The sequence below is a fragment of the Pseudomonas sp. S9 genome (genome assembly GCF_000222125.1).
Taxonomy (GTDB): Bacteria; Pseudomonadota; Gammaproteobacteria; order Pseudomonadales; family Pseudomonadaceae; genus Aquipseudomonas; species Aquipseudomonas segetis.
Genome location: NZ_AFFX01000001.1, coordinates 615,331 through 629,158, shown reverse-complemented (window position 1 = coordinate 629,158; position 13,828 = coordinate 615,331). Strand labels below are relative to the sequence as shown.

The 13,828-nt window shown below is 55.3% G+C and carries 12 protein-coding genes; 2 read left to right on the top strand and 10 right to left on the bottom strand.

Going from position 1 to position 13,828, the window contains the following annotated elements; genetic code table 11:
• Positions 1-27: 27 nt before the first annotated feature.
• Entirely contained in the window at positions 28-765 is a 738-nt protein-coding gene (gene cobA, locus PSES9_RS0102905; protein ID WP_010483814.1) for a uroporphyrinogen-III C-methyltransferase, read from the top strand.
• A gap of 90 nt (positions 766-855) precedes the next feature.
• On the opposite strand, the gene PSES9_RS0102900 is transcribed toward cobA, so the two are convergent.
• The 8 genes from PSES9_RS0102900 to ppsA form a co-directional block, all read right to left on the bottom strand.
• On the bottom strand, positions 856-1,818 hold the full coding sequence (locus PSES9_RS0102900; RefSeq protein ID WP_010483812.1) for an OmpA family protein: 963 nt from the start codon (positions 1,816-1,818) through the stop codon (positions 856-858).
• 109 nt (positions 1,819-1,927) lie between these two features.
• Entirely contained in the window at positions 1,928-2,518 is a 591-nt protein-coding gene (gene sigX / locus PSES9_RS0102895) for an RNA polymerase sigma factor SigX (protein ID WP_029529340.1), read from the bottom strand.
• A gap of 86 nt (positions 2,519-2,604) precedes the next feature.
• Positions 2,605-3,429, bottom strand: coding sequence for a mechanosensitive ion channel family protein (locus tag PSES9_RS0102890; protein WP_010483809.1), 825 nt, complete (start codon positions 3,427-3,429; stop codon positions 2,605-2,607).
• Positions 3,430-3,678 (bottom strand): hypothetical protein, encoded by a 249-nt coding sequence (locus PSES9_RS0102885; protein WP_010483807.1) that lies wholly within the window; start codon positions 3,676-3,678, stop codon positions 3,430-3,432. It lies immediately after the preceding gene.
• Between the two features lie 55 nt (positions 3,679-3,733).
• Positions 3,734-4,729 carry a zinc transporter ZntB gene (locus PSES9_RS0102880; protein ID WP_010483805.1) on the bottom strand — a complete coding sequence of 332 codons (996 nt, stop codon included), beginning with the start codon at positions 4,727-4,729 and terminating at the stop codon, positions 3,734-3,736.
• 64 nt (positions 4,730-4,793) lie between these two features.
• Complete coding sequence (gene rraA, locus PSES9_RS0102875; protein ID WP_010483803.1) at positions 4,794-5,279, bottom strand: ribonuclease E activity regulator RraA; 486 nt, start codon at positions 5,277-5,279, stop codon at positions 4,794-4,796.
• Between the two features lie 163 nt (positions 5,280-5,442).
• Positions 5,443-6,417 (bottom strand): alpha/beta fold hydrolase, encoded by a 975-nt coding sequence (locus PSES9_RS0102870; protein ID WP_010483802.1) that lies wholly within the window; start codon positions 6,415-6,417, stop codon positions 5,443-5,445.
• Positions 6,418-6,486: 69 nt separating this feature from the next.
• The gene (gene ppsA / locus PSES9_RS0102865; RefSeq protein ID WP_010483800.1) at positions 6,487-8,856 is read right to left on the bottom strand and encodes a phosphoenolpyruvate synthase; all 2,370 of its coding nucleotides are present in this window, start codon (positions 8,854-8,856) and stop codon (positions 6,487-6,489) included.
• Between the two features lie 177 nt (positions 8,857-9,033).
• Here ppsA and ppsR point away from each other — a divergent pair, with 177 nt between their 5' ends.
• Positions 9,034-9,852, top strand: coding sequence for a posphoenolpyruvate synthetase regulatory kinase/phosphorylase PpsR (gene ppsR / locus PSES9_RS0102860; RefSeq protein WP_010483799.1), 819 nt, complete (start codon positions 9,034-9,036; stop codon positions 9,850-9,852).
• Between the two features lie 96 nt (positions 9,853-9,948).
• Here ppsR and prpF read toward each other — a convergent pair whose 3' ends face one another.
• Both prpF and acnD read right to left on the bottom strand, forming a co-directional pair.
• The gene (gene prpF, locus PSES9_RS0102855) at positions 9,949-11,130 is read right to left on the bottom strand and encodes a 2-methylaconitate cis-trans isomerase PrpF (protein WP_010483797.1); all 1,182 of its coding nucleotides are present in this window, start codon (positions 11,128-11,130) and stop codon (positions 9,949-9,951) included.
• A 64-nt stretch (positions 11,131-11,194) separates the two neighbouring features.
• On the bottom strand, positions 11,195-13,789 hold the full coding sequence (gene acnD / locus PSES9_RS0102850) for a Fe/S-dependent 2-methylisocitrate dehydratase AcnD (RefSeq protein ID WP_010483795.1): 2,595 nt from the start codon (positions 13,787-13,789) through the stop codon (positions 11,195-11,197).
• Between the last annotated feature and the right edge of the window lie 39 nt (positions 13,790-13,828).

Here is a 13,828-nt window from a genome sequence, read left to right as displayed (position 1 = left end):
GCGATCAAACCATCACGCGAGGTTCATATGAGCACTAAAGTCTGGCTGGTTGGCGCTGGCCCCGGAGATCCCGAACTACTGACTCTCAAAGCTGTTCGTGCACTGAACCAGGCGCAGGTGGTGATGATTGACGATCTAGTCAATCCAGCTGTACTTGAGCACTGCCCACAGGCACGCGTTATCGCCGTTGGTAAACGTGGTGGCTGTCGCTCGACGCCGCAAGACTTTATCCAAAGGCTGATGCTGCGCTATGCCCGCCAAGGCAAATGCGTTGTTCGACTAAAGGGCGGCGATCCGTGCATTTTCGGACGCGGCACCGAGGAATACAGCTGGCTGCGCTCGCACGGCATAGAAGCAGAACTGGTCAATGGCATCACTGCTGGTCTGGCCGGAGCGAGCAATTGTGCAATTCCCTTGACCCTGCGCGGTGTTGCGCGCGGTGTCAGCCTGGTTACAGCTCATACCCAGGACGGCAGCGAACTGAACTGGCAGGCGCTGGCAGACGCGGGCACAACGCTGGTGATTTATATGGGAGTGGCCAAACTCGCGGATATTCGCCAGCAACTACTCCAGGCTGGTATGAATGGCGAAATGCCAGTTGCGATGATCGAGAATGCCTCACTGCCTGAACAACGTGAACGACGCAGCACGGTCAAGCGGCTACTTGATGACGCCCAGGACTTTCGGCTCAAAAGCCCGGCAATCCTGATCATTGGCGAGGTCGTCAGCGACAGCTCGGCGCAGCTCAATCAATTGAGCGCTTAACTGCCTGGCGCTTGAGTCATTGCCACTACTAAATCCAGGGCAAAGAAAAACCCGGCCGAGGCCGGGTTTTTCTTTTCAGCTTTAAACCAATTACTTGGCTTCAGCTTCTACAGAGGCTTCAACGCGACGGTTGATAGCGCGGCCTTCGGCAGTAGCGTTATCCGCAACTGGCTGAGACTCGCCGTAACCAACAGCGTTCACACGCTCGCCGCCAACACCGTACTGGTTGACCAGTACGTCACGAACTGCGTCAGCACGCTTCTCAGACAGAGTCTGGTTGTAAGCGTCAGTACCAACGGAGTCAGTGTGACCTTCTACGGTAGTAGTGGTCTGTGGGTATTGGTTCATGAAGTCAGCCAGGTTTTTGATATCGCCGTAGCTATCTTCTTTAACCTTGGACTTGTCGAAATCGAACTTAACGTCCAATTCAACACGAACGATTTCAGCTGGCTCTTCAACAACTGGAGCTGGCTCTGGCTCCACTACAGCTGCAACAACTGGCTTGGAGCCGCCGAAGTTCAGACCGACACCAACGCCAGCTTGCCATTCGGTTTCGCCTTGGTCGATGTTGTACAGCGCATCAACGCCAGCACGGGCATACAGCATTTCAGTGAAGTAGTACTTCGCACCAGCGCCAGCAGTGGCGAAGGTGGAGTGGTCACGACCGCCAGCATCTACGTTGCTGATGCTCTGGTGGGCGAAGCCGCCAGAAACGTAAGGACGCAGGCCTGGGCCAGGCTCACCAAAGTGGTACAAAGCCTTCAGGTCAGTCATGTTGCCTTTGATGTCTTTGTTACCCAGTGCTTTGTCACCGTTCAGGCTATGGTATTCGCCATATGCCAGAGCCAGTTCAACATCCTTGGTCAGGAAGTAACCAATGGAGCCGCCATACTGGCTGCCTTCATCGTGAGCGAAATTGCGGCTCGAGTCGGTGAAGTATTCGTTCACAAAGCCTTCCACCTCGACTGCGCCTTGACCTTGAGCCATCACGCCCATGGAAGAAGCAGCGACAAAGGAGCCAATGACTGCGCCTAAGGTGTTTTTAAGTTTCATCCGTAAATCCCCATCTTGGTGATTGATTGCACTACGTACAGGTAGACACGCAGAACTTCGACAAGTTTATCAGAACTTGCCTTTATGCCAAAGAATATTTGCATCCGAACTAACTTTCGGCGATGCCTGCAAATTTCTCACGCAATTTGTCAAGGGCCCTTTTGTAACGCATTTTCGTTGCACTAAGCCCCATGTGCATAATATCCGCTATCTCTTGAAACTCTAGCTCTGCGACAAAGCGTAGCACTAAAATTTCACGGTCAATCGGATTTACATGTACCAGCCATCGGTCCAATCCACCTCGTTCCGCTACCTCAGGCGTCTTGTCTTCAGACGCCTCTTCCAGCGGATCGAGGCTTAAGGCATCCATCAAGCGACGTTTACGTCGCTCTTTGCGGTACTGGGTAATACACTCGTTATAAGTAATGCTGTACAGCCAAGTCTTAAACTTAGACTTGCCCTCAAAGTTCTTTAAACCATAAAGCACTTTAAGCATCACTTCTTGACAGACATCATCCGCATCGCGTTCGTTCCCTAAATAACGCGCACAGACGTTAAATAATGTGCGCTGGTAGCGACGCATGAGCTCTTCATAAGCCCGCGTGATGTGGAACAACTCACTATGCGCACGCACCACAAGCTCCTCATCCGAGAGCTCGTGTGGGTCATAACGCATAGGCAACGATTGGGCTTTATTCAAATCGAGTCGGGCCGACAGTCAGGTCAAAGCCGCCATCAGCTGCGAACAGCCTGCTGGAGGGCGGCATAGATTAGCAGAATTTGGGTCTAGTGACTGCGTACCCGCTGTTCAAGCAGGACACGGTTCGCCACAGAGACAAGTTCTCCGGCATCGGTCATGAGCGTCGTCTTGACCGTGCCGATTTCCTCAATCTGCCCTTCGACATCATCGACCTGGACATGTTGCCCAACTTGATACAGCTCACGCACATAAATACCTGCAAGTATCTGCCCGGCGATCTCACGACTGCCCAAACCCAACGCCAAGGCAGCGGCCAGGCCGATGGTAATAAGCACGATGGCAATGACGTAGTTGAGCAGCTCGGTTTTCACCTCAAGCTGACCAATGGCCACCGAAATGCTGATGATAATGACCAGGCCTTGGGCGATACGCGCTACACCATGGGCATACTCAAGGCCTACGCTGTCAGCCGCGCCCCGCACGATTCCGCTGACCAGGTGCGCCAGCAGCACACCGATAACCAGCACCAGGGCGGCGCCAAATACTTTTGGCAGATACAGCGCCAGCACATCAAGCGTGGCCGAAACCCGCTCCAGGCCCAGGGACTCCGCAGCAGAAACCATGAAGACCAACAGGATGAACCAGTAGACGATGCGCCCGATCAATGTCGAAACGGGCACCTGAAAACCGGCACGGCTGAGCAGCTTGGTCAAACCGGTGCCTGCCATCAACCGATCAAGACCAACCTTTCCGAGCAACTTGGAAATCAAGGTATCAAGCAGTTTGGCCAACACAAAGCCAATCAGCACCAGAATCAGAGCGACAAAAAGGTTTGGAATAAAACCAGCGACTTTGGTCCACAGGGCGGTCATGGCCGCCACCAGGCTTTGAGTCCAGGGATCAAGTTCCATTTATTCAGCCTTATCAGTAGTACGAGCAGTTGGTTTGCGGCGCGAAACTGGAGATAGGTGTGCCGAGCCCTTGTTCAGGGCGATCATCAACGCCTCAACCCAATGCCCCATGAGCGCGAACATATCCCCTGCGCCCACTTGGCGATTTGCCGTTTTCAATACGCGATTGAGTGTCGCATCGTCATCGTGATCGGATGACGGCTGCGAATTCAGCATATCGCGCAGTGATTGTTCAAATGGATCGTGCATTTACGCACCTCTATTGATGTGCTGATTCGACGCAATAACAACAAGGCAAGTCACATCAGACCCAACGCAGGCGGCGAAACAAGAACCATTGGACTACCGCCAAGACCACCATAATGGCGCAGGCAATAAGGAAGCCATAGGGATTCTCGGAGCCAGGGATACCGCCCACATTGATTCCCAGCAGCCCGGTGAGGAAACTCATTGGCAAAAAGACCCCGGTGATAATGCCGAAGCGGTACATGATGCGATTCATCTTCACATCCAGGCGGCGATCTTCAGCCTCCAGCACCAGGCCAACTCGCTCCCGTGTAAGGTCCAGCTCCTCGATGTAGCGGGTCAAGCGGTTATTGAGCTCGTTCCAGTAGTCCGCATCGTCAGCAACGAACCAGGGCTGCTGATTACGCGTAAGCTGCGCATACACCTCGCGCTGCGGCGCCAGAAAACGGCGCAAGCCAGCTGCCCGCCTGCGCATTTGCAGCAAGGTATCGTGATCAGGCTCGAAGCTGGGGTCGTTATCGATTTGCTCTTCCTGCTCGTCTATACCTTCAGCGAAATCACTAACCAGGGATTCGATCTTGTCGGTCATGTGATCCGCCAGGGCCAGGATAAGCTCCGAGGAGGTCTTTGGTCCCTTCCCTGCGCGCAGGTCAACCAGCAAGTCCTCCACCGCCCGCAAATGGCGCAGGCGCAAGCTGATTGCACGCTTGGCCGCTGCAAAGATACGCAGCGAAACCATATCTTCGGGCACTGCCCCCGGGTTCAGGTTAACCCCGCGCAGAAACAGCAGGATCTTACTTTCAGGCAGTTGCAGGAAGCGTGGACGGGTGTTTTCTTCGAGCAGCAAGTCACACACGAACTCATTAAGCCCGCTTTCCTTGCGTAGCCAGTTCTGGGTTTGTGGATGACTTCGATCCCAGTGCACCCACAGGCTTTCCCGCTCGGCCAACACCAGGTCGGCCAGCTCGTCATAGCTGACCGGTCGCCCGCCGCCCTTGCCGTCCAGCACATAGGCATGGACCAGCCCCCACTGTTGACTGTCCTGTTCAGACATTCACGACTCCAAAACTAAACACCTTTGATGCCTCAGCCACGGCCGATGGATTGGCGTTCACCATTTACTCAGGCATGACCAATGCGGTTGGCGAAACAATGATTCCGTTATTGTCGGCATAAACGAAATGCCCTGGACGGAAAGTCACCCCACCAAAGGTCACGGCCACATTGAGATCGCCAATGCCACGCTTATCGGTTTTCATTGGGTGGCTGGCCAGGGCCTGAACCCCGACTGCAGTTTGAGCCAGCACATCAACATCACGCACGCAGCCATAAATAATGATGCCTTCCCAACCATTTTTCGCGGCCTTCTCCGCCAGCATGTCGCCCAGCAAGGCGCGACGCATCGAGGCGCCACCGTCAACGACCATGACTTTACCTTTGCCTGGCAGCTCGACTTGTTCCTTGACTACCGAGTTATCTTCAAAACATTTGACAGTGACAATCTCGCCACCAAAGGAATCACGGCCGCCGAAATTGCTGAACATCGGCTCGACCACCTCAACCTCGGGGTAGGCGTCACACAAATCAGGGGTGATGTAATGCATGAGAAAGCTCCTTTACCCATCAAAAATCGTAACCAAGTGGTTTATTCAAGATTTGCAGCCATTATCCGATGCAAACCTGGCTCACGGATATCAACGCCCAGCCTAGCGCAGTCAGCGCTCACAGACCACCGCTGGCAGTCGATGCAAAGCGCTTAAAAACGCTCTACCGTGCCTGTTGCAGCTGGTTCAAACTGGCTACACCATTGAGCCACTGCTCGACCCGAGGCCAGACTTCGCCTTGCGCAGCCTTGCTGACCAACATTTCAATATGCCCAAAATCACTGCTAAAACCCTGCTCCTTGCTCAGACAGAGGAACTCCTTGCAGGGTGAAGCAAACTGCTCAAATAACCGCTGGCAAGCCCATGCGGGGTCTTGGTCATCGCCTTGCGCGCTAACGGCTAAAACCGGCAGCTGGACCTCGGTCAAACCCGCCCACCAATCATCCCGGCCATCGCCAAAACGAGCAAACAGGCCACACCAGCGTAACGACTCCAAGATTACGCCTATAGGCTCGTCTTCAGGGCCGCGCTTCAAGCGAGAACCTGAAAGCACGCGAAAACGCTTTAACAACAACTTGATGCCCCAGACCAGCGGCGGGATTTTCAATGGCCAGTAATTACGGCTGACCTGGCTGCCAAACAGCGCAACAGAAGCAATCATCGACTCATCAAGGTAGCGCCCGCCCAAGGCCGCCGCGATTGTAGTGCCACCCAGAGAATGGCCCAGCCAATGTACAGGCTGTGGATTCTGCTCATGAACGAACCGGGTAATGGCTGGCAAGTCGTAGCGCGCGTAGTCACTGACCCGGTTGGATACATAGTTCTGATTGCGCGGCGACAACCCATGCCCGCGCATTTCAACTATCCACACATCAAAGCCTGCACGCGCCAGATAGGGCCCGAGCCCTATGCACTTGGGCGAATACCAGAAACGACGATTGGAAAAGCTACCGTGCAATAGAATCACCGGCGCGCCACGATGCTGCTCGTGATCCGCACGACCAAGTCGTGTCAGCACCAACTCAACACTGGGGTCGGGGCTGTTGCCGGGCTTGAGACGATAGACATCTTCACTCAAATCACCGCGCAGTTCGGCACTGATCAGGGCGACGGGAAATAGCTCACTGCTGCTTTGCATTTTATCTCTGACACAAAAAAGGGTGGGAACATGTCCCACCCTGATTCTTGAAGGGTTAGCGATGAGAGATCAGGCCTGGCCTTCCGCAAGGAAGAACCAAGTCTCAAGTACCGAGTCGGGGTTCAACGAAACGCTCTCAATACCCTGTTCCATCAGCCAGCGCGCCAGATCTGGGTGATCCGAAGGCCCCTGGCCACAGATACCGATGTACTTGCCCGCCTTGTTACAGGCCTGAATCGCGTTGGACAGCAGTTTTTTAACCGCCGGATTACGCTCATCGAACAGATGCGCAACGATACCCGAATCGCGATCAAGGCCGAGTGTCAGCTGGGTCAGGTCGTTGGAGCCAATCGAGAAACCATCGAAGAATTCAAGGAACTCCTCAGCCAGAATCGCGTTTGAAGGCAGCTCGCACATCATGATGACCTTCAAGCCATCTTCGCCACGCTTCAAGCCATTCTGCGCCAGCAGGTCAACCACCTGACTCGCCTCGCCCAGGGTGCGTACAAACGGCACCATGATTTCGACGTTGGTCAGGCCCATCTCATTGCGGACTTTCTTTAGCGCACGGCATTCAAGCTCGAAGCAATCACGGAAGTTTTCGCTGATGTAGCGCGAAGCACCACGGAAACCCAGCATCGGGTTTTCTTCTTCTGGCTCATACAGCTTGCCGCCGATCAGGTTGGCGTATTCGTTCGACTTGAAGTCAGACAGGCGCACAATAACTTTCTTCGGCCAGAAGGCCGCAGCCAAGGTACTGATGCCCTCAACCAGCTTCTCTACATAGAAACCGACTGGATCGTCATAACCGGCAATACGCTTTTCAACGCTGTCCTTGATATCGGCTGGCAGGCCGTCAAAGTTGAGCAGTGCCTTGGGGTGTACACCGATCATGCGGTTAATGATGAACTCAAGACGCGCCAGGCCGATACCTGCGTTTGGCAGCTGGGCGAAATCAAATGCGCGGTCTGGGTTGCCGACATTCATCATGATCTTGAACGGCAGGTCCGGCATCGCGTCGACCGAGTTCTGACGCACATCGAAGCCCAGTTCACCTTCAAAAATGAAGCCTGTATCGCCTTCAGCGCATGAAACCGTTACGCCCTGGCCGTCTTGCAACAATTCGGTTGCATTGCCACAACCCACTACAGCAGGAATACCCAGTTCACGCGCAATGATTGCTGCGTGGCAGGTGCGCCCACCACGGTTGGTGACAATGGCGCTTGCACGCTTCATGACCGGTTCCCAGTCCGGGTCGGTCATATCGGATACCAGGATATCGCCCGGCTGGACTTTATCCATTTCGCTGACGTCTTTGATAATGCGTACGCGGCCAGCACCGATTTTTTGACCAATGGCACGGCCTTCGACCAGGACCGTACCTGTTTCTTTCAACAAGTAACGCTCCATGACGTTGCCGCTGGAACGGCTTTTCACCGTTTCCGGACGCGCCTGGACGATATACAACTGGCCGTCATCACCATCTTTGGCCCACTCGATATCCATAGGACGCTGGTAATGCTTCTCGATGATCATCGCCTGCTTGGCCAGCTCGGTGACTTCGGCATCGGTCAGGCAGAAGCGCGCACGATCGGCGCGCTCGACATCGACGACCTTGACCGATTTACCGGCCTTGGCTTCGTCGCCGTAGATCATCTTGATGGCCTTGCTGCCCAAGTTGCGCCGCAAAATGGCTGGGCGACCGGCTTCAAGCGTGCCCTTGTGAACGTAGAACTCGTCAGGGTTGACTGCGCCCTGCACCACGGTTTCACCAAGGCCGTAGGCACCGGTGATAAATACTACGTCGCGGAAACCGGACTCGGTATCCAGGGTGAACATAACCCCGGCAGTCCCGGTTTCGGAACGCACCATGCGCTGCACGCCGGCAGACAAGGCAACCAGCTTGTGATCGAAGCCCTGGTGGACGCGATAGGCGATAGCACGATCGTTGAACAGCGAGGCGAATACTTCTTTGGCCGCACGAATTACGTTTTCAACACCACGGATGTTAAGGAAGGTTTCTTGCTGGCCGGCAAACGAGGCGTCTGGCAGGTCTTCGGCTGTCGCCGATGAACGAACGGCCACAGCCATGTTGTCATTGCCATTGGCCATTGCCGCGAAGGCCGTGCGGATCTCGCTGTTGAGCCGCTCAGGGAACTCGGCCTCCATGATCCACTGCCGAATTTGCGCGCCAGTCTTGGACAAGGCCGCAATATCATCGACATCCAATGCATCAAGCGCCTGGTGGATCTGGGCATTGAGGCCGCTGAGCTCAAGGAAGTCGCGATAGGCTTGGGCGGTCGTGGCAAAACCACCGGGAACCGAAACGCCAGCGCCGGCAAGGTTGCTGATCATCTCGCCAAGGGAGGCGTTCTTGCCCCCTACGTGCTCAACATCATGTGCGCCGAGCTTATCGAGGGAAACTACGTACTCTACCAAGGTGATCTCTCCAGTTCTGGTGTTGGAAAAGCTCAAGGGGCTGGGGAAGTGCACGGGGTAATCCGCGTGACTGTGGCCTGGCCCTGGAAAATAAGTAACAATGCAGACCTCTACAGGCCCGCGATTCGGGGCCTATGATAGCCAAAAAACGTTCTCAGCTTAAGGCCCACAGCGCAAATGAAACGGACAGCATTTTTTATCTCTGACGGCACCGGCATCACTGCCGAAACCCTGGGTCAAAGCTTGTTGGCGCAGTTTGAAACTATCACCTTCACCAAACTAACTCGACCGTACATCGATAGCGCGGAAAAAGCGCGCGCCATGGTACTACAAATCAACCAGGCTGCGAAAACAGACGGTGTGCGCCCGATTATATTCGATACCATAGTCAATGGTGACATCCGTGAGATTCTGGCCCAGTCCGAAGGTTTCATGATCGACATCTTCTCGTCGTTCCTGGCTCCACTCGAACAAGAGCTAAGCTCGCACTCATCCTACTCGGTCGGTAAATCACACTCCATTGGCCACAACTCCAACTACATGGAGCGCATTGAGGCTGTTAACTTTGCCCTGGACAATGATGACGGCGCACGCACACATTATTATGACAAGGCAGACTTGATACTGGTGGGCGTCTCGCGCTGCGGCAAAACCCCGACCTGCCTCTATATGGCCATGCAATACGGTATTCGGGCAGCCAACTATCCGCTGACCGAGGACGACATGGAAAGCCTGCAACTGCCTGCCGTACTGAAAAAGTACAAGGACAAGCTGTTTGGCCTGACCATCGACCCGGACCGTCTCACCGCCATTCGCAACGAACGCAAGCCCAATAGCCGCTACGCGAGCTTTGCCCAATGCGAGTTTGAAGTGCGTGAAGTCGAAAACCTGTTTCGCCGCGACAACATAAACTTCATCAACTCGACCCATTTTTCTGTCGAGGAGATCTCCGCAAAGATCCTCGTTGAAAAAGGCGTTGAGCGTCGCCTGAAATAACCACCTGAGCGCGTAGCAAGGTGCCAGCTCAAGTCGACACCCTGCTCCCGCTCGGAACCAACATAGGCCAAAACCGAACGGCGCCCTAGCCCGCCTTTAGCACGGCACGCGCACCCAGCCCTCCATCAAGACCCGGGCACTGCGGCTCATAATCGCCTTGGCAACCACCCACTGCCCATCGACTTGCTTGGCCTCGGCTCCCACGGTCAAGGTTCCGGATGGATGGCCAAAACGCACGCTGGCACGCTCACCACCCCCGGCAGCCAGGTTGACCAGGGTTCCGGGAATTGCAGCTGCAGTACCAATTGCCACTGCTGCGGTACCCATCATGGCGTGATGCAACTTGCCCATCGACATCGCCCGGACCAGCAAATCGACATCAGTTGCCGCCACGGCTTTGCCACTTGAGCTGATGTAATCGCTTGCCGCTGCTACAAAAGCCACTTTGGGCGTGTGCTGGCGCTTAGCCGCCTCGTCGATATGCTTGATCAACCCCATGCGCATGGCACCATGCGCCCTTATGGACTCAAACATGGTCAGGACCTTGGCGTCGCCATTGATTGCATCCTGCAGTTCAGTACCACTGAAACCGATGTCCTGGGCATTGATGAAAATGGTCGGGATCCCGGCATTGATCAGGGTCGCCTGCAAGACGCCAACACCAGGCACTTCAAGGTCATCGACCAGGTTACCGGTCGGGAACATGGAGCCACCTGCCCCCTCCTCGTCATCAGCCGGATCGATAAACTCAAGCTTCACTTCGGCAGCAGGAAAAGTAACGCCATCCAGCTCGAAGTCGCCGGTTTCCTGTACTTCACCATTGGTAATGGGCACATACGCAACTATGCTTTTGCCAATATTGGCCTGCCAGATACGTACCGTGGCGATGCCATCATGTGGAACCCGCTCAGGATCGAGCATGCCGCTACGAATCGCAAAGGGGCCGACAGCCGCCGACAAATTGCCACAGTTGCCGCTCCAGTCGACAAAGGGCTTGTCGATTGAAACCTGGCCAAACAAATAGTCGACATCATGCCCAGGCTGGCGGCTTTTGCTCAGGATGACAGTCTTGCTGGTGCTTGATGTCGCCCCACCCATACCGTCAATCTGCTTGCCGTAAGGGTCTGGACTGCCGATAACCCTGAGCAATAATGCATCACGTGCCGCACCCGGAACCTGCGCAGCAGCGGGTAAATCCTCGAGGGCAAAGAAAACCCCCTTGCTGGTACCACCTCGATAATAAGTCGCAGCTATTTTTTGTTGCGGTGCATGAGCCATATCGAAATATCCTGAATAACCCCTGCGCGACGCCCGTGGTGCAGCGCAGGGCAGACCAAAAGATTTACAGCGCGCCGCTAGACTCCAGGAAATCCTGAGCAAAACGCTGCAATACACCGCCAGCCTCATAAATCGAGACTTCTTCGGCGGTGCCCAGCCGGCAAATCACTGGCACCTCGACTCGTTCGCCGTTTTTGCGGTTGATCACCAGCGTCAAGGTGGCGCGCGGCGTGCGCTGGCCTTCAACGTCATAGGTTTCTGTGCCATCAATGCCCAGCGTGTGGCGCGTTACCCCAGGCTGGAACTCAAGTGGCAGAACACCCATGCCAACCAGATTGGTCCGGTGAATACGCTCGAAGCCTTCAGCCGCAATAGCCTCGACTCCTGCCAGACGCACGCCTTTGGCCGCCCAGTCGCGTGACGAGCCTTGGCCGTAATCCGCGCCGGCAATGATGATCAGTGGCTGCTTGCGCTGCATGTAGGTTTCAATCGCCTCCCACATCCGCGTGACCTTGCCTTCGGGCTCAATTCGCGCCAGCGAGCCCTGCTTGACCACCCCATTTTCCTGAACCATTTCGTTGAGCAGCTTGGGGTTGGCAAAGGTTGCGCGCTGAGCGGTCAAGTGATCGCCGCGATGGGTTGCATAAGAGTTGAAGTCTTCTTCTGGCAAACCCATCTTCGCCAGATACTCGCCAGCTGCACTGTTCAACATAATGGCGTTGGATGGCGACAGGTGATCGGTGGTGATGTTGTCTGGCAGCACCGCCAGCGGGCGCATTCCCTTGAGCGAACGCTCGCCGGCCAGGGCACCTTCCCAATAGGGCGGACGACGAATATAGGTGCTCTGCGGGCGCCATTCATACAGCGGGCTGACCTTGGGCCCCGTGTCCTCTTCGATGGCAAACATGGGGATGTAAACCTGATTGAACTGCTCCGGCTTGACGCTGGCCTTGACCACTGCATCAATTTCTTCGTCCGACGGCCAAATGTCTTTCAGGGTGACCGGCTGGCCATCTTTATCAATGCCCAGCACATCTTTTTCGATATCAAAGCGAATGGTACCGGCAATCGCGTAGGCGACCACCAACGGTGGCGAAGCCAGGAAGGCTTGCTTGGCGTATGGATGGATCCGACCGTCAAAGTTACGGTTACCTGACAGTACAGCTGTTGCATACAGGTCGCGATCAATGACTTCTTTCTCAATCACTGGATCGAGCGCACCGCTCATGCCATTACAGGTGGTGCAGGCAAAACCGACGATGCCAAAACCAAGTTTTTCCAGCTCAGGCAATAGCTTGCCTTCCTCCAGATACAGCTGGACGGCTTTGGAACCGGGCGCAAGGGATGTCTTTACCCAGGGCTTGCGCGTCAAGCCCCGCGCGTTGGCATTGCGCGCAAGCAGACCGGCAGCAATCACGTTGCGCGGGTTGCTGGTGTTGGTGCAACTGGTAATGGCAGCGATAATCACCGCGCCATCGGGCATCAAGCCTTCATGATTCTCGACAACGCCACTGATGCCCTGGGCTGCAAGTTCTGAAGTCGGCACGCGACGATGTGGATTGGACGGTCCCGCGATGTTACGCACCACAGTCGAGAGATCGAATCTCAGGACTCGCTCGTATTCGGCATTAGTCAGGGTATCGGCCCACAAACCCGTGGTCTTTGCGTAGTTCTCAACCAGCTTGACTTGCTCGCTATCACGCCCGGTCAATGTCAGGTAATCAATGGTCTGGCCATCGATATAGAACATGGCGGCCGTCGCGCCGAACTCAGGCGTCATATTGGATATAGTCGCGCGGTCTCCCAGGGTCAGTGCATTGGCCCCTTCGCCGAAGAACTCCAGATAGGAAGAAACCACCTTCTCCTTACGCAGGAACTCGGTAATGGCCAAGACAATATCAGTGGCAGTAATGCCTGGCTGACGCGTGCCTGTGAGCTCTACACCGATGATGTCAGGCAAGCGCATGTAAGACGCACGACCAAGCATGACGCTTTCAGCCTCGAGCCCGCCCACGCCGATTGCAATCACGCCAAGCGCATCGACATGGGGCGTGTGGCTGTCGGTCCCGACCAGGGTATCCGGAAAGGCAACGCCATCACGCGCGTGCACCACTGGCGACATGCGCTCCAGGTTGATCTGGTGCATGATGCCGTTGCCCGGCGGAATCACATCAACATTTTTAAAGGCTTTCTTGGTCCAGTTAATGAAGTGAAAGCGGTCTTCGTTGCGACGGTCCTCAATCGCCCGGTTCTTTTCAAACGCGTCAGCCTCGAAGCCACCATGCTCTACGGCTAGCGAGTGATCGACAATTAGCTGCGTCGGCACAACCGGATTGACCTTAGAAGGGTCGCCCCCTTTTTCGGCAATGGCATCACGCAAGCCTGCCAGGTCGACCAATGCGGTCTGCCCAAGAATATCGTGACAGACTACCCGCGCCGGAAACCATGGGAAATCCAGGTCACGCTTGCGCTCAATGATCTGCGACAGCGCTGCGGTCAGCATCGATGGCTCGCAACGGCGAACCAGGTTTTCGGCCAGAACCCGCGAAGTGTACGGAAGCTTGTCATAAGCACCGGGCTTGATCGCATCAACCGCAGCGCGGGTATCGAAATAATCCAGCTGAGTGCCGGGCAAGGGTTTGCGGTAATCGGTATTCATCAGTCAGAGCTCATCAGGTCTGTTATCGGAATGCCCCGC